Source organism: Sulfitobacter sediminivivens (assembly GCF_042611115.2).
Lineage (GTDB): Bacteria > Pseudomonadota > Alphaproteobacteria > Rhodobacterales > Rhodobacteraceae > Sulfitobacter > Sulfitobacter sediminivivens.
In genome coordinates this window covers 22,039-43,696 of sequence record NZ_JBHGAR020000009.1, presented here as the reverse complement: position 1 = coordinate 43,696, position 21,658 = coordinate 22,039, and the positions used below count along the sequence as shown (strand labels likewise).

Below are 21,658 nucleotides of genomic sequence, written 5' to 3'. Positions count from 1 at the left end.
TGTGAATTGCCTGTGACGGGGAATTTCGCCGTGCGCGTATCCTTGCAGGGGTGTGTTCTCAAATTTCCGGGCAGATTTCTTTGGAAGAAATGGGTCCAGACCCTAGCCACGCGGCTTGCGAGGTCCTTTGGGGGCAGGTTTGGTTTTTTGTGGTCCGGGCGCGCCGGGTTGGCCTGCGCCGCCAAATCCACCGGGTTTGCGGCGCGGGCCGCGTTTCACGCCTGTCGGTTTCTTTTTGACAGCGGTGCCGCTGTCGTCGGCAAGCGTGATGCCCATCTGGTCGCGCACGATTTTACGGCGGATTTCCTCAACCTCGCCGGGTTTCAGTTCGCCCAATTGAAAAGGGCCATAGCTGATGCGGATCAGCCGGTTCACGCTGAGGCCCACATGATCCATCGCGCGACGGATTTCGCGGTTCTTGCCCTCGCGCAACCCGATCGTCAGCCAGGCGTTTGCGCCTTGTTGGCGGTCAATCGTTACGGTCATGGGCTGAAAATGTTCACCCTCAACGGTGATGCCCTGACGCAAGGGATCCAGTGCCGCGTCTGAGGGCCGCCCGTTTACGCGCGCGCGGTAGCGGCGCAGCCAGCCTGTCGCGGGCAGTTCCAGCTTGCGCTTGATGCCGCCGTCGTTGGTCAAAAGCAGCAACCCTTCGGAGTTCAGGTCAAGCCGTCCGATCGCCATCACGCGCGGCATGTCCTCGGGCAGATCATCATAGATCGTGCCGCGCCCCTTTTCGTCGCGGTCGGTGGTCACAAGGCCGGTGGGCTTGTGATATAGCCACATGCGCGGGGGTTCGGGTTCTGATACCGGGTTGCCGTCAAGGGTGATCCTGTCCGTCTCGGTCACGTTCAGGGCGGGTGACAGTATCTGATCGCCGTTCACGCGCACGCGGCCGGCCTCAATCATCCGCTCTGCCTCGCGGCGCGAGGCCAGGCCGGCGCGCGCCAGCACTTTGGCGATGCGGTCGCCTTTAGGCGTATCGGAAGGGGGCTTGGTGTTCATGACCCCGCCTTAACGCGTTTCACCGGCTTGCGAAAGGGCGGCTTTTGCGGGCATCAAGGGGCATGACATTTCGGTCTTTCATGGATGTGGCACTGGATCAGGCCCGCGTGGCGGGTGCGCGCGGTGAGGTGCCTGTGGGTGCCGTCGTGGTGGACGCGGATGGCCGCGTGGTGGCGCAGGCAGGCAACCGAACGCGGGAACTGAATGATCCGACCGCACATGCCGAGATGCTGGCAATCCGTGCGGCCTGTGCGTTGCTTGGATCCGAGCGGCTGGTGGATCATGCGCTTTATGTGACGCTTGAGCCCTGCGCGATGTGTGCGGCGGCGATTGCGGCGGCGCGCATCGGTCGGTTGTACTATGGCGCGTCTGACCCCAAATCAGGGGGTGTGGCGCAAGGCGCGCGGGTGTTTGCGCACCCTCAGTGCCACCATGTGCCACAGGTGTTTGACGGCATAGGCGAGGCGCAGGCGCAAGATCTGCTTAAGGCGTTCTTTGCGGAAAAAAGAAAAGGATAATCGGTATGGCGGCGAACAAACAACTTTCCAGATTTGTGCGCGAAGCGCTGAGTGCTGGCAAAGATCGGGCCGAGATCGAAGCGGCATTGACGCAGTCGGGGTGGAGCAGCAACGAGGTTGCGGATGCCCTGGATGCGTGGGCCGAAACCGCGTTTTCACCACCAATCCCGCGCCCGCAAGCCACCGTTTCGGCACGCGATTTCTTTATTTATGCGCTGACCTTTGGGGTGCTGATTTTTGGCGCGGGGCATTTGGTTGCGCTGTTTCACGCCCTTATCGACCTGACGTTTGACGGACCGACTATCTATCGCCCTTACAACCAGATCAGATGGGCAATGGCGGTGCTGATCGTGACCGCACCGACCTATCTATGGCTGACGGTCCGTGAACGCGGCAAGCTGGCGGCGGACCCAAGTCTGTATCGGTCCGCCATTCGAAAATGGCTGATTTATATCACGTTGCTGATCGCGGCGTCGGTTTTGCTGGGTGATCTGGTGGCGACCATTTATGCGCTGCTAAACGGCGACCTGACCGGGCAGTTTGTGATGAAGGCGGCTGTGGTCGGTGCTGTCGCGGGCGGGATTTTCCTGTTCTATCTCAATGACATCCGAAAAGGGGACGCCACGTGAACAAGGCGTTGTTGATTGCGATGATTGCCGCTGTCGTGGCGGCACTGATTCTGGGGCTGATGGCGGCGGGTGGTCCTGGATATGCGCGTATGGAAAAGATGGATCGTGAACGGATCTCCGACCTCAACCGCATTTTCAATTACCTGCAGTGCCCGAAGGCCAGGCGGCCGTTGCCAGAGGCATTGGAAGACGCGGACTATTGTCCGGAGTATGTGCGGATCAACTCCGTGTCCGACCCTAAGACCGATGCGCCCTACATTTATCGCCGCATCGACGATACCCGGTTTGAGGTTTGCGCGGAATTTGAATTGCCTGCTGAAAGCCATCTTTCACAATCGCTTAACCGTCCGCTCGAATTTGCGGGGCAAACAGGCTGCATGTCCGGGTCAACTTTGCCCGACTAAGGTCAGAATGCAATTGGCCGCATCACATGCGGCTCAATCACATCCACGCCGGGCAGGCCATCTGCCAGCACTTTAGCGTTTTGTTCCAGTGCCTCAAAGGTGCGGTAGTGGCAGGGGATCACCGTCTTGAAGTTGAAATAGCGTTTGGCGGCATAGGCGGCCTGCGCCATGTCCATGGTGTAAAATCCCCCCGCCGAGAGGATGCCAATGTCGGGTTTGTAATAATCCCCGATCCAATCCATGTCCGCCATGATCGTGGTGTCGCCGGAGTGATAGATGGTGTGGTTCTCGCCTTTGATGACGAAACCGGTTTCGGCCCCGACATAGACCGCCCCATTATCGCTGCCGATGGAGGATGAATGTGACGCAGGAACCATGCTTACAGCAACAGAGCCGCATTGGATCGTCCCGCCTTTGTTAAAGCCGGTTGTGTTTTTGACGCCTTTTTGGTCAAACCACGCCATCAGTTCATACATGCCGGACACGGGTGCGCCTGTCTTGGACGCGATTTCGGCAATATCCTGCGTGTGGTCGAAATGGCCGTGGGTGACCAGAATATGGGTGGCACCGGTGATCGCCTTATCGCGCTGATCCTCTGGCAGCATCGGATTGCCGTTCAGCCATGGATCGATCAGCAAGATCTGGTCTTCGATTTCGATGCGAAATGAGCCGTGGCCCAGCCAGATGATATTCATGATGATCCCCGTTGCGATTTGCCCGCAAAGTTAGCGTGTTTTGTGGCTTTGGGAAGGTATTTTCAAAAGGGTGAAGCGGAAAACCCGTGCTGCCCTTGCGAGGGGGCGTTTGGGGCGGTAAATGGCGGGGGATCAGATGAGGAATCCCGATGTCCATTGACGAAAGCACCGCCGCGCGGGTCGCGAAACTGGCCCGGATCAAGGTAGAGCCTGATGCGTTGCCTGCCTTGGCGCAGGAATTTAACACCATTTTGGGCTTTATCGAGCAGCTCAACGAGGTGGACGTTGAGGGGGTCGAGCCGATGACGTCTGTCACGCCTCAGGTACTTAAGCGGCGTTCTGATGAGGTGACGGACGGTAATCAGCAGCGCGCCGTGCTGGCCAATGCGCCCGATGCGCGTGAGGGGTTTTTTGCGGTGCCAAAGGTGGTCGAATAATGTCTGATCTGAATAAAATGGGGCTGGCAGAGGCCCGCGATGCCCTACGTTCTGGCGAGGTGACGTCCAAAGCGCTGACCGAAGCGTGTCTGAGCGCGATTGACGGGGCCGGTGCGTTGAACGCGTTTGTGCACCACACGCCAGAGATCGCGATGCAGCAAGCCGAGGCGGCGGATGCGCGGATCAAGGCGGGGGATGCCCCGGCGATGTGTGGGTTGCCGATTGGGATCAAGGATTTGTTCTGTACCAAAGGTGTGCCGTCTCAGGCGGGATCGCGTATTCTGCAAGGCTTCCTGCCCGAATATGAAAGCACGGTCAGCCAGAACCTGTTCGATGCGGGTGCCGTGATGCTGGGTAAGCTTAACATGGACGAATTTGCCATGGGATCGTCTAATGAGACGTCTGTTTATGGCAATGCGGTCAACCCATGGCGGCGCGGAAACGACGCGGCAGAACTGACGCCCGGTGGATCGTCAGGCGGGTCAGCGGCGGCGGTTGCGGCTGATTTGTGTCTGGCGGCAACGGGCACCGATACGGGCGGTTCAATCCGTCAGCCAGCGGCCTTTACAGGTACGGTCGGGATCAAGCCGACCTACGGGCGGTGTTCGCGCTGGGGTATTGTGGCCTTTGCGTCCTCGCTCGATCAGGCCGGACCGATGACCAAATCGGTGCGCGATGCGGCGATCATGCTTGAGGCAATGTGTGGCCATGACCCAAAGGATTCCACAAGTGCCGATCTGGCCGTGCCGAACTTTGAGGCGGCATTGACCGGTGATGTTCGAGGTAAAAAGATCGGCATCCCCCGCGAATACCGCATGGACGGCATGCCCGAAGAAATCGAAACGCTGTGGTCTGACGGCACTGCGATGATGAAGGATGCCGGGGCCGAAATTGTCGATATTACCCTGCCGCACACCAAATACGCCTTGCCTGCGTATTACGTGATTGCGCCTGCCGAGGCGTCCAGCAACCTCGCGCGCTATGACGGGGTTCGCTATGGCCACCGTGCCACGTTGGATCAAGGGGATGGCATTACCGAGATGTACGAAAAGACCCGTGCCGAAGGATTTGGACCAGAAGTTCAGCGCCGGGTGATGATCGGGACGTATGTTTTGTCGGCTGGCTTTTATGACGCCTATTACAACCGCGCGCGACGGGTACGTTCCCTGATCAAAAAGGACTTTGAGGATGTGTTTGCGCAGGGTATCGATTGCATCCTGACGCCCGCCACCCCATCTGCGGCCTTTGGTCTTGGTGAAATGACAGACGCAGACCCGGTGGCGATGTATCTGAATGATGTGTTCACTGTCACCGTGAACCTTGCCGGATTGCCGGGCATTGCGGTGCCGACCGGGCAAAACCGTCAGGGGTTGCCGTTGGGTCTGCAACTGATTGGCCGACCTTGGGAAGAGGCCGATTTGCTGTCTTCCGCTTATGCGCTTGAGCGCAACGCGGGGTTTGTGGCCAAAGCGGACAAATGGTGGTAAATGCGTGCACAACAAAGCAGTAAAATAAAGCAGGTCAAATGATCACACGTGTATTTTTAATGATCGCCGCCGGTGTGGTATTGTCGGCTTGTCAGCCTGCCGTCCCGGATTCTGGTCGCGGTGTGGGGTTTGATGGCACATTCGAAGAGCAGCAGCGCCGCCGTGAAGCCGCATTGGCAGCCAGCGGCGTACCGGCACCGTCATCGGTGTCGTCGGCACCTTTGTTGCCGGTGAATGATGGCTCACCCGAAGCGACTGCCGCTGCAACCGCCCGTGTGCTGGCTGCGACCCGCCCCGGTGGGGCCAGCAATGGTCTAGGCAATGATGCGGCGTCAAATTCCGGCATTGCGCCGATTAACGCAAGCCCGTCTAACCCGGCCCCCGCGGTGGTCAACACGGCAGGCATTTCAAACGAGAACAACTTTGATGCCGTGTCGGGGCAGCGCACCATTGATGATGATGCAGCACGCATTGCGGCAAACCGGGCGCAATATCAAGTGGTGCAGCCCGAAGCATTGCCGGATCGCGGCGATGCCGGTCCCAATATCGTTGCCTATGCAATCGCAACCAAACATGCGCTGGGCACACCGATTTACACGCGGATTGGTCTGAACAAGGCCTCCAAATCTGTGCGGGCCTGTGCGCAGTACTCGCACCCGGATCAGGCGCAGATCGCCTTTCTGACTGATGGCGGGCCAACCCGCGACCGCAATGGTCTCGACCCTGATGGCGATGGATTTGCCTGTGCCTGGGATCCCACCCCGTTTCGCCGGGCAGCGCAAGGCGGCTAGGTGACAAAGCTTGCGATTGCCGATCATCCTTCGCCCAACTGTGGGCCGCGCCGGGATGGTCTGCACCCCGCGCTGATCGTGATCCACTATACAGCCATGGAAAACGCGCAGGCGGCGATCGGGCGTCTGTGTGATCCAGAGGCCGAGGTGTCGGCCCATTATGTGATCGCCAATCGGGGTGAAATTACGCAATTGGTCCCCGAAGATCAGCGCGCATGGCATGCGGGTGCCGGTGCTTGGGCTGGTATGGATGACATCAATTCCCGCTCCATTGGCATCGAGTTGGACAACCTTGGGACCCATCCGTTTTCAGAGCCGCAGATGGCCGCGCTTGAACACTTGCTGAAAGGGATCATGGCGCGCTGGGCGATCCCGGCGGCGGGGGTGATTGGCCATTCTGACATGGCACCGGGGCGCAAAGGTGATCCCGGTCCGCATTTTGACTGGGCGCGGTTGGCGCGGCAGGGGCTGGCGCGCGCAATTGGCGGCGACGCAGGCCCGCAGGGCCAGAGCTTTGACAGTTTCCGCAAAGCCGCAAGAGCGCTGGGCTATACCGCCGAGGTGGACGATGACGCCCTGCTTGCGGCAGTGCGCTTGCGCTATCGACCCTATGCGCAGGGACCGCTTTGTGCTTCTGATTTTGCGGTTTTGGGCGAAACTGATTTGCAGACTTGACCCAAGGGTGCGTCGCGGGCTACGCCACACCTTGCGCGGAAGGCTGGATGACCGCGGTTCTGGCAACAGAATCGAGGAAAGTCCGGACTCCGAAAAGATACGGTGCCGGGTAATTCCCGGGCGGGGCAACCCGACGGACAGCGCCACAGAAATTAAACCGCCTTTGTGGCAGGTCGGGCAACCGATACCACTTCAAGGGTAAGGGTGAAACGGTGGGGTAAGAGCCCACCGCGTCGCTGGCAACAGGGACGGCACGGCAAGCCCCACCGGGAGCAATGCCAAATAGGGACCGCGTGCTGGCAACAGCGGGGATTCTTTTGCCCCAGCAGGTCCGGGTTGGCAGCTATAGCTGCGTCGGCAACGGCGTGGTCAGAGGAATGGTCATCCATCGTGTGCGGGCCTGCCTGCATACGAGGACAAAATCCGGCTTATAGGCTTTCCGCGCATATCCATCCGGCTGAAATCGGCGTCTTGCACAGAAACGCCCGAAAAATCCGGATTTTTCCACACCCGGCCTGAACTGAGGTTGCAACCGCCTTTTGCTGTTGACTCGGACCCGCATCCGGTTAAAAGCCGGGTTTCAGGATTACCCGCACCCCGCGCACGGCCGGGCGGTGCAGCAGGAGAAGACTTATGGCGAAGCCAACCACGATCAAGATCCGTCTGAACTCGTCCGCGGGCACAGGCCATTTTTACGTTACCAAGAAAAACGCACGTACCATGACCGAAAAAATGGTCATCAAAAAGTACGATCCCGTTATTCGCAAGCATGTCGAATACAAAGAAGGCAAGATCAAGTAAGATCAGCCTGATTTCAGGATTCCGAGGCCGCGCTCATTGCGCGGTCTTTTTGCGTTTAAGGGGTCGGATAACGCCATTCGGGCCGTACGCGCCTGGGGATCGTCCCCGCGGACGTTCAAGGCCGGTTGGATATCTGTCGCCTGTTCATCACAACACAGCGCTTGCGTCCTAGCGAGCATCACGCAATAGTTGACGATATCCTAGCTGCCAAGGAACAAAACATGCCACGCTTGCTAATCTTCGCTTTGATGTCTGTCGGTCTTTTGTCGGCATGTGCCGGTAAACTGGGCGGGCCGCCCCCGGCACCCGTCTTTGGTGGTAAATACAGTCAAAGTGTCGGGTTCACAGGCGTCGGTTCCCATACCCAGGCGGTCGAGGTCTTGAGCAAGCCGTTGTTTTCGAAAAGAACTGCCCCTGTTGTCGTGGTGCGGTCGGGCGTGCGTGTGCCGCAGATCAGTGTTCGTGGCGGGTCGTCCAACCGCAGTACTCAGGCGTCTCGCGCGATACGCAGCGGTGGCACCCTCGACAGTAATTCAGTTGCCGTGAACGTGGCTGGCCGCGACGTTCGGCTGAGCATTGTGCGTGTGGGCAGCAACCCGTTTGCGGTCTTCCGTGCGCCGCGTGGCACAGTCATCACGATGGGTCCCACCACCGTAAGTAATTTCCTTGCCGAAGTCCCGGCCTTGACCGGATGCACACCAGATGGCGGCGGCTATTCCATCGGGCCCAGTCGTGCACGCGCAACGGGGATCGCGGGCGCAATCAACTGCCCCTGATCTTGCCGGACACACCCGCTTGCAGCCCGTCCCAATGCACAGTATCGCGACACTTAATACGCATGCTGCATTTGGAATGACGCCCAATGCCCAAAGAAGGTCACTATATCAATCGCAGCAATTGGCTGCGCGCTGCCGTTTTGGGGGCGAATGACGGTATTGTGTCGTCGGCCAGCCTGCTGGTCGGTGTGTCTTCTGCCGGAATGGTGCATGGCAATGTGATCTTGACTGGACTGGCCGGGTTGACTGCGGGTGCCTTGTCAATGGCTGCGGGTGAGTATGTGTCTGTCTCTGCCCAAGCCGATGTCGAAGAGGCGGATCTGGAACGCGAGCGCGTTGCGCTGATCGAAGACCCGGATTATGAGCTTAGCGAATTGGCGGAAGGGTTAGAAAGCCGAGGTGTCGAGAGTGATCTGGCACTGGAGGTCGCGACGCAGCTGACCGATCATGATGCGCTGGGCGCACATGCGCGCGAAGAATTGGGCATGTTTGGATTGGCAGGGCAGGCGAACCCATTGCAGGCGGCGGGTGCCTCTGCGCTGGCCTTTGCGCTGGGCGGCGGTTTGCCGTTGCTTGCGGCGTTACTGGCCCCTGCGGGCAGCCGCGGTATCTCGGTGGCCATTGTGGCGGTGCTGGCGCTTGTTGCCTTGGGCGGGGGCGGCGCACACCTGGGCGGAGCGCCAAGATGGCCAGCTATTCGCCGGGTGGTTGTCTGGGGCACATTGGCAATGGCAGTGACAGCCTTTGTGGGACACGCGTTTGGGGTACTGGCCTAGCTTTTCTGTGGACCGCTGCTTGGTGCACCCGCAAGCGTGGTATACGTGCGTTCCTTAGTCGCCCGATTAAAATGCAGAACCCGGTCGAGTTTTGGATAGGTTACTGTATCTTTGGGCGCGCGGGTGCCGATCACGACATAGCGCACGGGCGCATCGCTGCGGTTGTGCAGCGTATGCGCAACCGCATCCCCCGCCTTCCAACAGGCCGCGTCACCGGGTGCCAAAATGGTCTCGACGCCATTCTCGATGGCGACAACTTCACCGCTCAGGACCAGCATCATTTCATCCTCTGACCTGTGCCAATGCGCATAAGATGAATGCGATCCCGGCGGCAGTTCTTCGATGAACGCGCCAAATTGGGTAAGGTGCCCGGTGTCGCTGATGAGTTCGGCCCGGTAGGGGCCAAGAGAGTCATCCTGCCCGGCTTCATCGCGTTTTGCGGTGCCTGCTTTGATAATGGTCATGGATCACCTTTCGCAGTTTGCTCGTAACTCTGGCATCGGGGTGCTTGCCATCAAAAAAAGGGCCGGTCCTTTTCAGAACCGGCCCCATTTCGTCAGAATGCGAAGCGCTTATTCTCGGTTGCCGAACAGATGCAGCAACATCATGAACATGTTGATGAAGTCGAGATAGAGGTTCAGCGCGCCCATGATGGCGGCTTTGCCCAACCATTCGGTATCACCGTGGTGCGCATGTGCCAGATACTCGGTCTTGATCTTTTGTGTATCGTAGGCTGTGAGGCCCGCAAAGATCAGAACACCAATGGCAGAGATGGCAAACATCAGCGCCGAAGAGGCGAGGAAGATGTTCACGATGGAGGCGACGATCAGGCCGATCACGCCCATGATCAGGAAGCTGCCCCAACCAGAAATGTCTTTCTTGGTTGTGTACCCCCAGAGCGAAAGACCCGCAAAGGCAATCGAGGTGATCAGGAACACCTGAGCGATCGAATAGCCGGTAAAGACCAAAAAGATCGAGCTGATCGAGATGCCCATCACGGCGGCAAAGGTATAGAACACGACCTGTGCCGTGGCGGCGGACATCTTGTTGATCATCGCGCTAAAGCCAAAGACAAAGGCGAGAGGGGCAAACATCACTACCCACTTCAGCGGCGATGCATAAAGCGTGTAGCCGAAGTTGGTCAGGTATTTGTCAGCACTCAATTGCGCCACGCCCAAAGCAGGGTCGGCAGTAACCGCCAAACCTGAAATCGCCCAAGCCGCAGCAAAGGTGATCAGCATACCGACGGACATGGTCCCGTATACTTTGTTCATGTGGGCGCGCAGACCCGCGTCGATTTCGGCGGCGCGGGTTCCGGCTACGCCCCGGATTGTATTCACGTCAGCCATGTGTTGACCTCCAAACTGGCAATAAGTTACGTGCCGACAAGATCGGTCACGGTATTGCGTGGAATATTGGGCCTTCGCGACTGTTTTTCAAGGCTTTTGTTGTCGAAAACTGTAACGGCCTGCGTCGGTCAGTCGTGCCAATTGGCCGGAACGTCCCAGACCGGGCGACGTGCCTCGCGATCTGCCTCGGCTTGGGTCACGCCCACATCTTCAAGTTGAGCGCCTGACAGACCTTCCAGCGCACGCCGGGTGCGCCACAAGCCATAAGCACGGGCGAAAAAACTGCGAATAGAACGGGTGCGTGCACCGTTGATTGGTGTTGCAGGGCAGCTGTGGCGAAGAAGCGTGGTCATGGCGTATTCCTTTAGAAATTGTGATGCGATTCCATTTTGCATTTCGATGCTTGATATATGGTGGATATCGGGACATAATAAAAACGAATGTTTGTTATGGTTGACATCAAGGGGATTGATATATGAGAAACCTCGACATCACGACGCTGCGGTCCTTTGTGGCTGTGGCCGATTCAGGCGGGGTCACACGGGCGGCGGGGTTCTTGCATCTGACCCAATCAGCTGTGTCGATGCAGTTGAAGCGACTGGAGGAAATGCTGGGACTGAGCCTTCTGGATCGTACGGGGCGCACCATTGGCTTGACCGCGTCGGGTGAACAATTGCTGGTTTATGCGCGCCGGATGATCGCGCTGAACGACGAGGTGATTGCCCGCCTGACCGATCAGGCCTACGAGGGCGAGATCAAATTGGGTGTGCCGCATGACATTGTGTATCCGGCCATTCCACAGGTGCTCAAACAATTCCACGCCGCGTTCCCGAGGGTGCGCATCTTGCTTGAAGCGTCCTATACGAAAACCTTGAAAGAGCAGTTCGCAAAAGGCGACTGTGATCTGATCGTCACGACCGAGACCGGGCTTGATCAGGGTGGCCAGATGCTTGCAGAAAAAGATTTAATCTGGATCGGGGCACCCGGTGGCGCGGCGTGGCGGCAACGGCCTTTGCGTCTGGCGTTCTGCCGTTTCTGTACGTTTCGGCCGCATGTGGTAAAGGCGTTGGACGCCGCCGGTATTGATTGGGAAATGGCCGTTGATACCGAAAGTGATCGCACGATTGAGGCGGCGGTCAGCGCCGATCTGGCTGTGCATGCGATGATCGACGGGACCGAACCACCCTATCTTGAACAGGTCGATCACAACAGCGCCTTGCCGATCCTGGCAACCCAGCAGATCAACCTTTATGGCGCGCAAGGATCGCAGGGAGAAGTACACAACACATTGGTCGCTCTTTTGCAAAATGCATTCCAGCCTCAGACTGGCCGGTTGCGCGCCGTTTAAGGGTAGATGATGGTCTTTATCAGCGGGTGGCGTATGGCGCGCGCAAATGGCGCATTTAACCCTTTGGGAGAATCACTTTTTATTCACTCTCCCGGTGCGTGTGGGGGTAAAATTGTTCCGTTTGTTACAATTCGCTCTGTTTTTTTAAGGCTGCCAAAACTTTGCGCACTCTGTTCAAAGCCAACTTTTACGTGTTTGCCGCGAAACTTAAGGATGCGGCGCAGGTGTCTGACATGTCATGGAAAATACAGCTTTTCGACGGTTTGATAGACTCGCATTGAGTCTCGGATTTATCCACAATTAACACCTTAGGTTGTAAGCACCTTTGTGTGCGCGGATCATGAAATAGTTAATAATGTTTGATGTGCTGGTGGTAATTCGTATGCTAGAGAGCGACATCGGATTGCAAAACACATGTTTTCGACGTCAAAAACGTAATGATTGAAATTATTTTAGTTCTTAATAAGTAAGGAAGCGAAACGAGATGGCTCACAAGGTAGATGTGCACGTTGGGAAATGCATTCGCCAGCGGCGATGGTTGAAGGGGATGACACAACAAGGTCTCGCGGATTTGGTTGGCATCAAGTTCCAGCAAATTCAGAAATATGAAACCGGGGCCAACCGCGTCAGCGCGTCGCGGCTTTGGGATATTGCCGATGCCCTTGATGTTCAGGTTTCCTTCTTTTTTGAAGGTCTTAAATCTGCTGAAGACGAAGCCGCTCTGAAAGACGCTACTGTGCCAACCGATTTGATGAGCGACAAAGAGGCAATGGATCTGGTGCGCTCCTATTACGCGATTCCGGAAAACCAGCGGCGCAGGCTGTTTGAACTTGCCCGCGTCTTAAGCGACGTAGCCTGAAACGGGCACGGCCCTCGGTACCTTAAGGGGATCGGGGGCTTGAATTGCGCGGGCCAAGCTGGCAGGCCATGTGCATGACAGATGCAACCTCATTTGATCCAAATATCCGCCGTGTTGCGCATCTGATGGCAGATGCGGCGCGGGCGATTATTTTGCCCTATTTTCGCACTGCGGGTCTGACGGCGGATAACAAGCTGAGCGTTGGATACGACCCGGTGACAGAGGCGGATCGCGCGGCAGAGCGTGCCATGCGCGATATTCTGGCGCGGGAACGGCCCGATGATGCCATTCTGGGCGAGGAATATGGGGCAAAGTCCGGGACATCCGGGCTGACGTGGGTGCTTGACCCGATTGATGGCACCCGTGGATTTGTCAGCGGCACCCCGACCTGGGGCGTTTTGATTGCGCTCTCAGATGCGGCGGGGCCGTTTTATGGGCTCATTGATCAGCCCTATGTTGGTGAGCGATTTGAGGGGGCACCAGACGGCGCGCAGATGACCGGGCCGCAAGGCACGCGCCCGCTGGCCACGATGAAACCGCGTGACCTGAGCGAGGCAATTGTTTTTACAACTTTTCCAGAGGTCGGCACCGCGGCGGATGGTGCGGGGTTCAATGCGGTGGCCGGTCGCGCACAGCTGACCCGGTATGGCATGGATTGTTATGCCTATGCGCTGGTTGCGGCAGGGCAGGTTGATCTGGTCATTGAATCGGGATTGAACGCCTATGACATTCATGCGCCGATCGCGGTGATCAGGGCGGCAGGCGGGGTTGTGACCGATTGGCAAGGCGGGCCTGCCCACGCGGGCGGACGTGCAATTGCGGCGGCGAACACAGAAATCCACGCACAGGCACTGGCGATCCTCAAAGATTATTGACCACGGACCGTGTCAGCGTTTAAGTTCCTGTAATGCTGGTTCTTGAGCCTGTTTTCCACCAGCGTTTGCACCTTTGCATGAGACAGGCCAGAGCAAGAGGTGCAGCATGGTCGAAATTCTTATCAAAAACGCAGATTGTATTCTGACAATGGATGACGTGCGCCGCGAAATGTACGGTGCGGATATCCTGATCCGGGATGGTGTGATTGTCGCGGTTGCGACCGGGCTTGCCACCTCTGGCGAGGTGATAAATGCGTCTGGATGTGTTGTGACGCCGGGGCTGGTGAACACCCACCACCATTTGTCCCAGACGCTGACCCGTGCGGTGCCGGGTGGCCAGGACGCATTGCTCTTTGGTTGGCTGCAAACGCTCTATCCGATCTGGTCGCGTTTCACGCCAGAGCATATGTATGTGTCGGCGCAAATTGGTCTGGCGGAACTGGCATTGTCAGGGTGTACCCTGTCGTCCGATCACCTGTATCTGTATCGCAATGGCGCGCGGCTTGAGGACACGATCCACGCTGCTGCCGAGCTTGGTCTGCGCTTTCACCCGACTCGAGGGGCCATGAGCATTGGGGTCAGCAGCGGTGGATTGCCGCCCGATGATCTGGTTGAGGATGAAGCTGCGATCTTGAATGACTGCATCCGAGTGGTGGATGGTTTCCATGACCCCTCAGAGGGGTCGATGTGCCGGGTCGGGATCGCGCCCTGTTCGCCTTTTTCAGTCAGCCGCGAATTGATGCGCGACGCGGCGGTGTTGGCACGGGACAAGGGCGTGATGCTGCACACGCATCTGGCTGAGAACGACGAAGACATCGCCTATAGCCTTGAGAAATTCGGCTGCCGTCCCGGGCAGTATGCCGAAGCGTTGGGATGGGTTGGCCGCGATGTGTGGCACGCGCATTGCGTCAAGCTGGACCCAAGTGAGATCGCGCTTTTTGCTGAGACGGGCACCGGCGTGGCACATTGCCCCTGCTCAAACTGCCGCCTTGGTTCTGGCATTGCACCGGTGCGGGCGATGCGGGATGCTGGCGTCCCGGTGGGCATTGGTGTTGACGGATCGGCAAGCAATGATGCGGGCAATCTGGTGGCTGAGGCACGGATGGCGATGTTGCTGCAGCGGGTTGCGCGCGGTGCAGATGCGATGAGCGCCCGCGAAGCACTGGAGATTGCAACGCGCGGTGGTGCGGATATCCTGGGGCGGCCCGATTGTGGGCGTCTGGCGGTGGGTTGCCGCGCGGATGTGGCGATCTGGGACGTCAGTGGCCTGACCTCAGCGGGCAGTTGGGACCCCGCTGCACTGTTACTTGCTGGACCGACCACGGCAAGGGATTTATTCGTAGAAGGTCGTCAGATTGTCCGCGATGGTCAGATTCAAACCCTTGATCTGGGTGCCCAGGTCGCGCGGCAAAACCAAATGGCAAGAACATTGAGCGAGGCATTATGAATCAGGTGATGTTTGTATTGGCGCTGTTGTTGATGGCCGTGCCAGCGGCGGCGGACCCTGCGGCAACGCGCGCGATCAATGGGGTGCGCGCCAGTGCGGGCAAGCCGGCCCTGATCTATTCGCCGCGATTGGAAAAGGCGGCGCAGGCCCATGCGAAAGACATGGCCCAGCGGGGGTTTTTCGCCCATGAGGGCAGCAATGGTTCAGCCGTTTCTGATCGGGTCAGCGCGCAGGGATATAAGTGGTGTTTCGTCGCCGAGAATATTGCGAAAGGGCAACGGGATTTGGCGCAGGTCATGCAGAGTTGGACGAAATCCAAAGGGCATTACCGAAACATGGTCCATAAGAAAGTTCGGGAATTTGGGCTCGCGCGGACAAAGGATAACATCTGGGTGATGGTGCTTGCGGGATCCTGCTGACGCTACGCCCGTCGATTTCCGGCGATCCAGACGTCGCGGACAGCGCGGTCATCGCCCATCATGATCGTGGTAAACAGGCTTTCCCAGATGTCATGCGCCTGTGCGGCGCGCTGCGCAATCGCGGGGGTTGAGGCGAGGTTGAGAATACACAGATCCGCTTCCTTGCCCACCTCGATGGTGCCGATGTGCCCGTGCTGATGCAGGCTGCGCGCAGAGCCGGCGGTGGCGAGCCAGATCAGTTGTGCTGCGTGCAGCGGGGTGCCGCGTAGCTGGCCAATCTCATAGGCCGCAGCCATGGTGCGCAACATTGAAAAAGACGAACCACCGCCGGTATCCGTGGCCAGCCCGCAAGGAATGCCGCGCGCGGTAAGGCCGGCCATGTCAAAAAGACCAGAGCCGATAAAGGTGTTGGACGTGGGGCAATGGACCAATGCGGCACCGGTCTCGCAGATACGGTCGATCTCGCGGGGGTCAAGGTGGATGGCATGGCCGAAAAGGGCGCGATCCCCGATCAGGCCGTGGACCTCATAGGTATCAAGATAATCGCGCGCAGACGGATAAAGATCGCGGACCCAAGCGATTTCATCAAGCTGTTCGCTGAGATGGGTTTGCATCAGACATTCGGGAAATTCAGCCCAGAGCGCGCCAAGAGCGGCAAGCTGATCTGGCGTTGAGGTCGGTGAAAACCGTGGGGTGATGGCATAGAAGGCGCGCCCATTCCCGTGCCAGCGTTCCAGCAAGGCTTTGCTGTCGTCATATGCTGATTGCGCGGTGTCGCGCAGCCCTTCGGGGGCATTGCGGTCCATACAGGTTTTGCCCGCGACAATGCGTTGGCCCCGTGCCGCGGCGGCGGTGAAAATCGCATCGACACTATGCGGATGGATGGTGCAATATGACGCCACAGTGGTGGTGCCATGATCCAGCGTCAGATCCAGATACCGCGTGGCAATCTCATCGGCATAGTCCGGATCAGACAGGCGCATTTCTTCGGGAAAAGTATAGCTGTTGAGCCAGTCAATCAGGCGCTTGCCCCAGGACGCGATAATTGCCGTCTGCGGGTAATGCACATGGGCATCGACAAAACCGGGGCAGATCAGGGTGCCGTCCCCATACGTTGTAACACTTGCCTGCGGGTGATCTGCGCGCAGGCGGTCCGCGTCAGCGACCGCCTTGATGATGCCGCCTTCGATCAGCACACCGCCATTGGTGTCAACATGGATCACGTCATGCCACGGCTGGATCATCGGATCGCCGGTAAAGCGCAGGGTCGGGCCGCAAAGCAGAGTCTGTTGAGTCATGAGGTGACATTATTCCTGTCCGGGGCGGGCGGCAACGCCGATCCGCAATCAACCGCCATTGTGTCTCAAACACCTCATGCCTATGGTCGCGCCAAGCGCAAGGGCCGGTCGAGGAGCACGTGATGATGGATGATAGTGAAGATCTGGAACGGACCCGGGAAGAAGAGGATGAGGCGGAGGCCTATCTGCTTGATCGCAAGGCGGTCGCGGCGATTCTGGAGGCGGTTGAAGCGGGTGATCAGGCCACACTGACCGCCCTGATGGAGCCGCTGCACGCGGCGGACATTGCTGACCTTCTGGAACAGATCAGCCATGGTGACCGCGCCGATCTGATCCGGCTTTATGACCGCGAGTTTGACGGCGAAATCCTGTCAGAACTTGACGAATCTATCCGAGAAGATGTGATTTCGATGCTGACGCCGCAGGTCCTGAACCAAGCGGTGCGTGAGATGGACAGCGATGATGTTGTTGATCTGATCGAAGATCTGGAGGACGAACAGCAAGCCGCGATTCTGGGCGCGCTGGAAGATAGCGACCGGGCGGCGGTGCAACAATCGCTCAGCTATCCGGAATATTCCGCCGGTCGCCTGATGCAGCGCGAGGTCGTGATGGCCCCCGAGCATTGGAATGTCGGTCAGGCGATTGATCATTTGCGTAACACCAAGGAAGAGGACCTGCCAGATCAGTTCTATCACATCGTAATGGTCGATCCCCGCCTGCACCCGGTGGGCAACATCACCTTGGGCAAACTGATGCGGTCCAAACGCGCCACCATGCTGCGCGATATCCTCGAAGAAACGTTTCAGGTGATCCCGGCGATGCGCGATGAGGGGGATGTGGCCTATGCGTTCAACCAGTATCACCTGATTTCGGCACCTGTCGTGGATGATGAGGGGCGCCTTATCGGGGTGATAACCATCGATGATGCGATGGCGGTTCTGGATGAGGAACACGAGGAAGACATCCTGCGTCTTGCCGGTGTTGGCGAAGGGTCACTGAGCGACCGGGTGATGGAAACCACCAAACAGCGCTTGCCGTGGCTGGCGGTTAACCTTGTCACGGCGATTGCTGCATCACTTGTTATTGCCCAATTTGAAATGGCTTTGGCCCAAATCGTGGCGCTGGCCGTGCTCATGCCGATCGTGGCGTCGATGGGCGGCAATGCGGGGACCCAAAGCCTGACCGTGGCGGTGCGCGCGATTGCGACCAAGGATTTGACTGGGTCAAACGTCTGGCGGGTGATCCGGCGTGAATGTCTGGTTGGCTTGATAAATGGCACGGTCTTTGCCGTGGTAATGGGGATCGTGGGCTATATCTGGTTCGGCTCGCCCGCATTGGGTTACGTGATTGCCACGGCCATGGTGATCAACATGGTGGTGGCCGGATTGGCAGGCACGGGCATTCCCATTCTGCTGGAAAGGGTCGGGGTCGATCCGGCGCTTGCATCCGGGGCCTTTGTGACCACTGTGACGGATGTTGTGGGTTTCTTTGCGTTCCTCGGATTGGCGGCGGCGGTGCTGTTGTGAACGATCTCGCAGCGATCAAGGCGGCGGCGCGCAAGTTAGCATTTGCGCGGCGCAAGACTTTGTTCGAAAACGCAAATGCCGCGCAGGCCGGATATCTGAGCGAGGTGCTGGCGGGATATCGTGGTGTGCCGCTTTCGGGTTTCATGCCGATCCGCACGGAAATCGACCCGGTGCCTGCCATGGCAGAGGCCTGTGCGTATGGACCGGTAGGCGTGCCGGTGATTATCAAATCAGGTCAGCCCCTCAAATTCTCGCGGTGGACACCTGATACGTCGATGGTGGCGGGAGCATTTGGCGCATTGATCCCCGAGAGGGCAGATTTTTTTGAACCCGAGATCCTGATCGTGCCGCTCTTGGCCTTCAACCGCGCAGGCGGGCGTTTGGGTTATGGGGGCGGATTCTACGACCGAACTCTTGAGTTGTTGCGTGCCAACCGGCCGACGATGGCGATTGGTTTTGCCTTCGCGGGGCAGGAAACGGACGATCTGCCGCTTGAATCGACGGATCAACCGTTGGACCTGATTGTGACCGAAGCAGGCGTTATCGACGTAGGCACCTAGGCGGCGCGTTCCAACAGGACATGTGCTTCATAGCGCCGCAAGATCGGGCGCGCGGCATAAGCATGTTTGATGGACGACGGCGCGGTCCCTGGTACAAAATCCCAATCACAGCGCGCGCTTTCATCCTGATCAATGACGTCCCCCAAAAACAGGCTCTCTGTCCATAGCCCATTGGCTTGCAGAATGACGTGATCCTTAAACAACAAGTGATAATAGGACTGCGGCCTGCCCTCAAAAGGAACGCGTGTTGCCCCATGGGGCAAGAGGTGTTTCGCAGCAACAAGGACCTCTGAGCCACCAAAAAGCATGCTGACGCGCAGTGATCTGAGCATGATGCGATGGTTTGGCGACACCATCAGCGGGCGGCTATTGCCAAAAGAGCCTGCTGGCAAAAGGACAGGCAGCAATGTCGGGTCAGAAAAAACCCGGGCGGCGGGCAGGACATGGCGCTTAATTCCCAGCAGTGGCTCAAAAACCGAGTCTAGCGATCGCAGCAGCATACCTGGCCGCAGTTTTTCGACGGTGACGGGCCCCTTAACGGTTTCGATCAAGGTGCCGGGGCAAAAACAAGGTACACCCGGTGCACCGGGGGTCGGCGCGGATTCGACAAAATCGCCGTTTATATCGCGTGAAAATGCAGTGCCGTTGGGCGCATTGCTGGCAATCGTCTCGCCCGCGCCAATTCTTGTTGTGCCGGGAAAGCCGCTGGGCAGCGTGGGTGTGCGGGGCGGGACGCCATATGACAGCACCACGTATTCGCCAGTCACGCTGTTGACCAGAAAGATTGAATCGAACTTTTGGCCCTCACCGTCGGGCAGCCAGTTCACACTATTGCTGGCCCCGGAATCGTAATAGCCCGCGGGCGGGGTTCCGATATATTCGCCAACCACAGTGGCGGTCCCGCCCGCAGCAATTGTATCGCCGGGACCAAAGCTGTAAAGTTGGCCAGCTTTTTCTGACCAGATTTCATATCCATCAAGTGATATGGCACTATTGGTGGTATTTTGAATTTCGACAAATTCATCGGCCTTGTTGGCCTCGCCATCGCCGTCTGTATCAAAGGCGCTGCCCCCCCCATTGTCCGCGAGGATTTCACTGATAATCAGTCCATCAAGTTTGTCGGCCACAGTCTCGCCCCGAACAATTAATCGAAAATTGTACCAACCGGGTGGTGCCAAACTGTGCCTGCTTCGTGTCAATTCTGGGGCGCTTGCTCATCCGGGCAAACGGGCCTAACGATGGCAGTTATGAAAATATTGTTTCTTGGCGACGTGATGGGCCGCGCCGGGCGTCGCGCCATCACCGAAAATCTGCCCCGTCTGCGCACCGAGTGGAAGCTTGATTTTGTCGTGGTGAACGGCGAAAACGCCACCGGTGGCATTGGGTTGTCGGGCGCGCATGCCAAGCTGTTGCTGGAGGCCGGGACCGATTGCCTCACGCTGGGTGATCATGCGTTTGATCAAAAAGACATGCTCAGTTATATTGAGCAGGAACAGCGCATTATCCGGCCGCTGAATTTCTCTAAATCTGCACCGGGCAAGGGCGCACGGCTGTTTACGGCGCAAAACGGGCGCAAGGTTCTGGTCTGTCAGGCGTTGGGTCAGGTGTTTATGAAACGCCCCTTTGATGATCCTTTTTCAGCGCTGGAGCCTGTGCTTAAAACCCATCCTCTTGGCGGGTTGGCATCGGCGATCATTGTGGACATCCATTGCGAGGCGACGTCTGAAAAGATGGCGATGGGCCATTGGTGCGACGGGCGCGCGTCACTGGTGGTGGGCACCCACACCCATGTCCCTACGGCGGATGCGATGATCCTGCCCGGCGGCACTGCGTATCTCAGCGATGCAGGGATGTGCGGCGATTATCATTCGGTCATTGGCATGGACAAAGCCGAGCCTTTGCGCCGGTTTATTACAGGCATGCCAAAAGAACGGTTCACGCCAGCCAATGGTGAGGCGACGTTGTCAGGTGTCTATGTCGAAACGGATGACCGCACAGGCCGTGCCACGCGCATCCAGCCGGTGCGCACAGGTGGCACCTTGCAGTCCAGCACCCCGTGACAAGGCGCGAAATCCTGTCTTACTCCGCGTTTCTGGTGCTGATGGGCGCGGGCTGGGGCATTACGCAGCCTTTTACCAAAATCGCGGTAAGCACGGGATACGGCCATTTTGGGCTGGTGTTCTGGCAGTTGATCATCGGTATGGTTTTGATGGGGGTGATCTGTGCTGTGCGCCGGGTCGCTTTGCCGCTGAACATGCGCGCGCTGCGGCTTTATCTGATCCTGGCAATGATTGGCACGGTGATGCCCAATTCCATATCGTATCAGGCCGCGGTGTTCTTGCCCGCAGGCATCATGTCGCTGCTGATCAGCACAGTGCCGATGTTCGCCTTTGTCATCGCTCTGATGCTTGGGAATGACCGATTTCGCTGGCGGCGGCTTGGCGGGCTGCTTTTTGGTTTGATCGGGGTGTTGATCATCGTCGCCCCGGCGATTGATCTGGGGTTGAAAATCCCGGTCGGATGGGCCGCGATCTATCTGGTTACGGCGTTATTTTATGCCTTTGAAGGCAATTATGTGAACAAATGGGGGACGGAAAGGCTGGACCCGTTTCAGGTGATGTTTGGCGCGTCATTGGTGGGTGTGATCGTTATGATCCCGCTGACGTTCGCTACCGGTCAATACATCGCGCCGGTCTGGCCGCTGGCGGTCCCGCAGCAGGCGCTGATTGCGGGGTCGGTGATCCATGTGTTGGTGTATGCGGCCTATGTTTGGCTGGTGGGCCGGGCAGGGGCCGTGTTTGCAGTGCAGGTCAGTTATATGGTCACGGGCTTTGGCCTGATCTGGGCGAACCTGATACTGGGCGAAACCTATGCGCCGACTATTTGGCTTGCATTGGCCGCGATGTTCATGGGTATGTATCTGGTGCAACCTCAGCGCCACAATGCGCTTTTGGTACAGCAAAAACCAAACGAGGGTTGAGCG

The 21,658-nt window shown here is 58.1% G+C and carries 26 protein-coding genes and 1 other RNA gene; 20 read left to right on the top strand and 7 right to left on the bottom strand.

What is annotated here, in order from left to right; all coding sequences use genetic code 11:
- Positions 1 to 102 precede the first annotated feature (102 nt).
- A complete protein-coding gene (locus ACEWL3_RS10920) occupies positions 103 to 1,005 on the bottom strand; it encodes a pseudouridine synthase (protein WP_386181711.1) in 903 nt (300 codons plus the stop codon).
- 62 nt (positions 1,006 to 1,067) lie between these two features.
- On the opposite strand from ACEWL3_RS10920, the gene ACEWL3_RS10915 reads away from it, so the two are divergent.
- From ACEWL3_RS10915 to ACEWL3_RS10905, 3 genes are read left to right on the top strand one after another with little or no spacing between them, the layout of a single operon-like run.
- The gene (locus ACEWL3_RS10915) at positions 1,068 to 1,523 is read left to right on the top strand and encodes a nucleoside deaminase (RefSeq protein WP_386181714.1); all 456 of its coding nucleotides are present in this window, start codon (positions 1,068 to 1,070) and stop codon (positions 1,521 to 1,523) included.
- Between the two features lie 5 nt (positions 1,524 to 1,528).
- Positions 1,529 to 2,152, top strand: coding sequence for a DUF5671 domain-containing protein (locus ACEWL3_RS10910; protein ID WP_386181717.1), 624 nt, complete (start codon positions 1,529 to 1,531; stop codon positions 2,150 to 2,152).
- Positions 2,149 to 2,556, top strand: coding sequence for a hypothetical protein (locus ACEWL3_RS10905; RefSeq protein ID WP_386181720.1), 408 nt, complete (start codon positions 2,149 to 2,151; stop codon positions 2,554 to 2,556). The genes ACEWL3_RS10910 and ACEWL3_RS10905 overlap by 4 nt, the downstream gene beginning before the upstream one ends.
- Before the next feature lie 2 nt (positions 2,557 to 2,558).
- On the opposite strand, the gene ACEWL3_RS10900 is transcribed toward ACEWL3_RS10905, so the two are convergent.
- Positions 2,559 to 3,251: a metal-dependent hydrolase gene (locus ACEWL3_RS10900; RefSeq protein WP_386181723.1), complete on the bottom strand. Its 693-nt coding sequence runs from the start codon at positions 3,249 to 3,251 to the stop codon at positions 2,559 to 2,561.
- A 149-nt stretch (positions 3,252 to 3,400) separates the two neighbouring features.
- On the opposite strand from ACEWL3_RS10900, the gene gatC reads away from it, so the two are divergent.
- The 8 genes from gatC to ACEWL3_RS10860 all read left to right on the top strand — a co-directional run bounded on the left by gatC (position 3,401) and on the right by ACEWL3_RS10860 (position 8,994).
- Entirely contained in the window at positions 3,401 to 3,688 is a 288-nt protein-coding gene (gene gatC, locus ACEWL3_RS10895; RefSeq protein WP_386181726.1) for an Asp-tRNA(Asn)/Glu-tRNA(Gln) amidotransferase subunit GatC, read from the top strand.
- Complete coding sequence (gatA, locus tag ACEWL3_RS10890; RefSeq protein WP_386181729.1) at positions 3,688 to 5,175, top strand: Asp-tRNA(Asn)/Glu-tRNA(Gln) amidotransferase subunit GatA; 1,488 nt, start codon at positions 3,688 to 3,690, stop codon at positions 5,173 to 5,175. The genes gatC and gatA overlap by 1 nt, the downstream gene beginning before the upstream one ends.
- A 38-nt stretch (positions 5,176 to 5,213) precedes the next feature.
- On the top strand, positions 5,214 to 5,966 hold the full coding sequence (locus ACEWL3_RS10885; protein ID WP_386181732.1) for a hypothetical protein: 753 nt from the start codon (positions 5,214 to 5,216) through the stop codon (positions 5,964 to 5,966).
- On the top strand, positions 5,967 to 6,641 hold the full coding sequence (locus ACEWL3_RS10880) for an N-acetylmuramoyl-L-alanine amidase (RefSeq protein ID WP_386181734.1): 675 nt from the start codon (positions 5,967 to 5,969) through the stop codon (positions 6,639 to 6,641).
- A gap of 35 nt (positions 6,642 to 6,676) precedes the next feature.
- Positions 6,677 to 7,088: RNase P RNA component class A (gene rnpB, locus ACEWL3_RS10875), an RNA gene on the top strand.
- Between the two features lie 186 nt (positions 7,089 to 7,274).
- Positions 7,275 to 7,442, top strand: coding sequence for a 50S ribosomal protein L33 (gene rpmG, locus ACEWL3_RS10870; RefSeq protein ID WP_005852281.1), 168 nt, complete (start codon positions 7,275 to 7,277; stop codon positions 7,440 to 7,442).
- A 221-nt stretch (positions 7,443 to 7,663) separates the two neighbouring features.
- Positions 7,664 to 8,218: a hypothetical protein gene (locus ACEWL3_RS10865; protein WP_386181737.1), complete on the top strand. Its 555-nt coding sequence runs from the start codon at positions 7,664 to 7,666 to the stop codon at positions 8,216 to 8,218.
- An 86-nt stretch (positions 8,219 to 8,304) separates the two neighbouring features.
- Positions 8,305 to 8,994: a VIT1/CCC1 transporter family protein gene (locus ACEWL3_RS10860; RefSeq protein WP_386181740.1), complete on the top strand. Its 690-nt coding sequence runs from the start codon at positions 8,305 to 8,307 to the stop codon at positions 8,992 to 8,994.
- Here ACEWL3_RS10860 and ACEWL3_RS10855 read toward each other — a convergent pair.
- The 3 genes from ACEWL3_RS10855 to ACEWL3_RS10845 all read right to left on the bottom strand — a co-directional run bounded on the left by ACEWL3_RS10855 (position 8,991) and on the right by ACEWL3_RS10845 (position 10,696).
- On the bottom strand, positions 8,991 to 9,458 hold the full coding sequence (locus ACEWL3_RS10855; protein ID WP_386181743.1) for a cupin domain-containing protein: 468 nt from the start codon (positions 9,456 to 9,458) through the stop codon (positions 8,991 to 8,993). The genes ACEWL3_RS10860 and ACEWL3_RS10855 overlap by 4 nt on opposite strands.
- 108 nt (positions 9,459 to 9,566) lie before the next feature.
- Complete coding sequence (locus tag ACEWL3_RS10850) at positions 9,567 to 10,343, bottom strand: Bax inhibitor-1/YccA family protein (protein WP_386181746.1); 777 nt, start codon at positions 10,341 to 10,343, stop codon at positions 9,567 to 9,569.
- A gap of 128 nt (positions 10,344 to 10,471) precedes the next feature.
- Positions 10,472 to 10,696 carry a DUF1127 domain-containing protein gene (locus tag ACEWL3_RS10845; protein WP_386181749.1) on the bottom strand — a complete coding sequence of 75 codons (225 nt, stop codon included), beginning with the start codon at positions 10,694 to 10,696 and terminating at the stop codon, positions 10,472 to 10,474.
- A 122-nt stretch (positions 10,697 to 10,818) separates the two neighbouring features.
- Between ACEWL3_RS10845 and ACEWL3_RS10840 the strand changes: the two genes are divergently transcribed.
- From ACEWL3_RS10840 to ACEWL3_RS10820, 5 genes are all read left to right on the top strand, one after another.
- Positions 10,819 to 11,691, top strand: coding sequence for a LysR family transcriptional regulator (locus ACEWL3_RS10840; RefSeq protein WP_386181752.1), 873 nt, complete (start codon positions 10,819 to 10,821; stop codon positions 11,689 to 11,691).
- Between the two features lie 484 nt (positions 11,692 to 12,175).
- Positions 12,176 to 12,550 (top strand): helix-turn-helix domain-containing protein, encoded by a 375-nt coding sequence (locus ACEWL3_RS10835; RefSeq protein ID WP_386181755.1) that lies wholly within the window; start codon positions 12,176 to 12,178, stop codon positions 12,548 to 12,550.
- Between the two features lie 74 nt (positions 12,551 to 12,624).
- A complete protein-coding gene (hisN, locus tag ACEWL3_RS10830; protein ID WP_386181757.1) occupies positions 12,625 to 13,425 on the top strand; it encodes a histidinol-phosphatase in 801 nt (266 codons plus the stop codon).
- A 106-nt stretch (positions 13,426 to 13,531) separates the two neighbouring features.
- On the top strand, positions 13,532 to 14,872 hold the full coding sequence (locus ACEWL3_RS10825) for an 8-oxoguanine deaminase (protein ID WP_386181760.1): 1,341 nt from the start codon (positions 13,532 to 13,534) through the stop codon (positions 14,870 to 14,872).
- Between the two features lie 8 nt (positions 14,873 to 14,880).
- Positions 14,881 to 15,291 carry a CAP domain-containing protein gene (locus ACEWL3_RS10820; RefSeq protein ID WP_435000903.1) on the top strand — a complete coding sequence of 137 codons (411 nt, stop codon included), beginning with the start codon at positions 14,881 to 14,883 and terminating at the stop codon, positions 15,289 to 15,291.
- A gap of 2 nt (positions 15,292 to 15,293) precedes the next feature.
- Here the strand turns inward: ACEWL3_RS10820 and guaD are convergent, their stop codons facing one another.
- A complete protein-coding gene (guaD, locus tag ACEWL3_RS10815; protein WP_386181766.1) occupies positions 15,294 to 16,589 on the bottom strand; it encodes a guanine deaminase in 1,296 nt (431 codons plus the stop codon).
- A gap of 122 nt (positions 16,590 to 16,711) precedes the next feature.
- On the opposite strand from guaD, the gene mgtE reads away from it, so the two are divergent.
- Entirely contained in the window at positions 16,712 to 18,115 is a 1,404-nt protein-coding gene (mgtE, locus tag ACEWL3_RS10810) for a magnesium transporter (protein WP_386181768.1), read from the top strand.
- Positions 18,112 to 18,675 (top strand): 5-formyltetrahydrofolate cyclo-ligase, encoded by a 564-nt coding sequence (locus tag ACEWL3_RS10805; protein ID WP_386181771.1) that lies wholly within the window; start codon positions 18,112 to 18,114, stop codon positions 18,673 to 18,675. The genes mgtE and ACEWL3_RS10805 overlap by 4 nt, the downstream gene beginning before the upstream one ends.
- Here ACEWL3_RS10805 and ACEWL3_RS10800 read toward each other — a convergent pair.
- Positions 18,672 to 19,802 (bottom strand): Hint domain-containing protein, encoded by a 1,131-nt coding sequence (locus ACEWL3_RS10800; protein ID WP_386181774.1) that lies wholly within the window; start codon positions 19,800 to 19,802, stop codon positions 18,672 to 18,674. The genes ACEWL3_RS10805 and ACEWL3_RS10800 overlap by 4 nt on opposite strands.
- Before the next feature lie 120 nt (positions 19,803 to 19,922).
- On the opposite strand from ACEWL3_RS10800, the gene ACEWL3_RS10795 reads away from it, so the two are divergent.
- Together ACEWL3_RS10795 and ACEWL3_RS10790 are read left to right on the top strand one after the other, a co-directional pair.
- Positions 19,923 to 20,735, top strand: a complete 813-nt coding sequence (locus ACEWL3_RS10795; RefSeq protein WP_386181777.1) for a TIGR00282 family metallophosphoesterase — start codon at positions 19,923 to 19,925, stop codon at positions 20,733 to 20,735.
- Positions 20,732 to 21,655 (top strand): DMT family transporter, encoded by a 924-nt coding sequence (locus ACEWL3_RS10790; RefSeq protein WP_386181780.1) that lies wholly within the window; start codon positions 20,732 to 20,734, stop codon positions 21,653 to 21,655. The genes ACEWL3_RS10795 and ACEWL3_RS10790 overlap by 4 nt, the downstream gene beginning before the upstream one ends.
- Positions 21,656 to 21,658 lie beyond the last annotated feature (3 nt).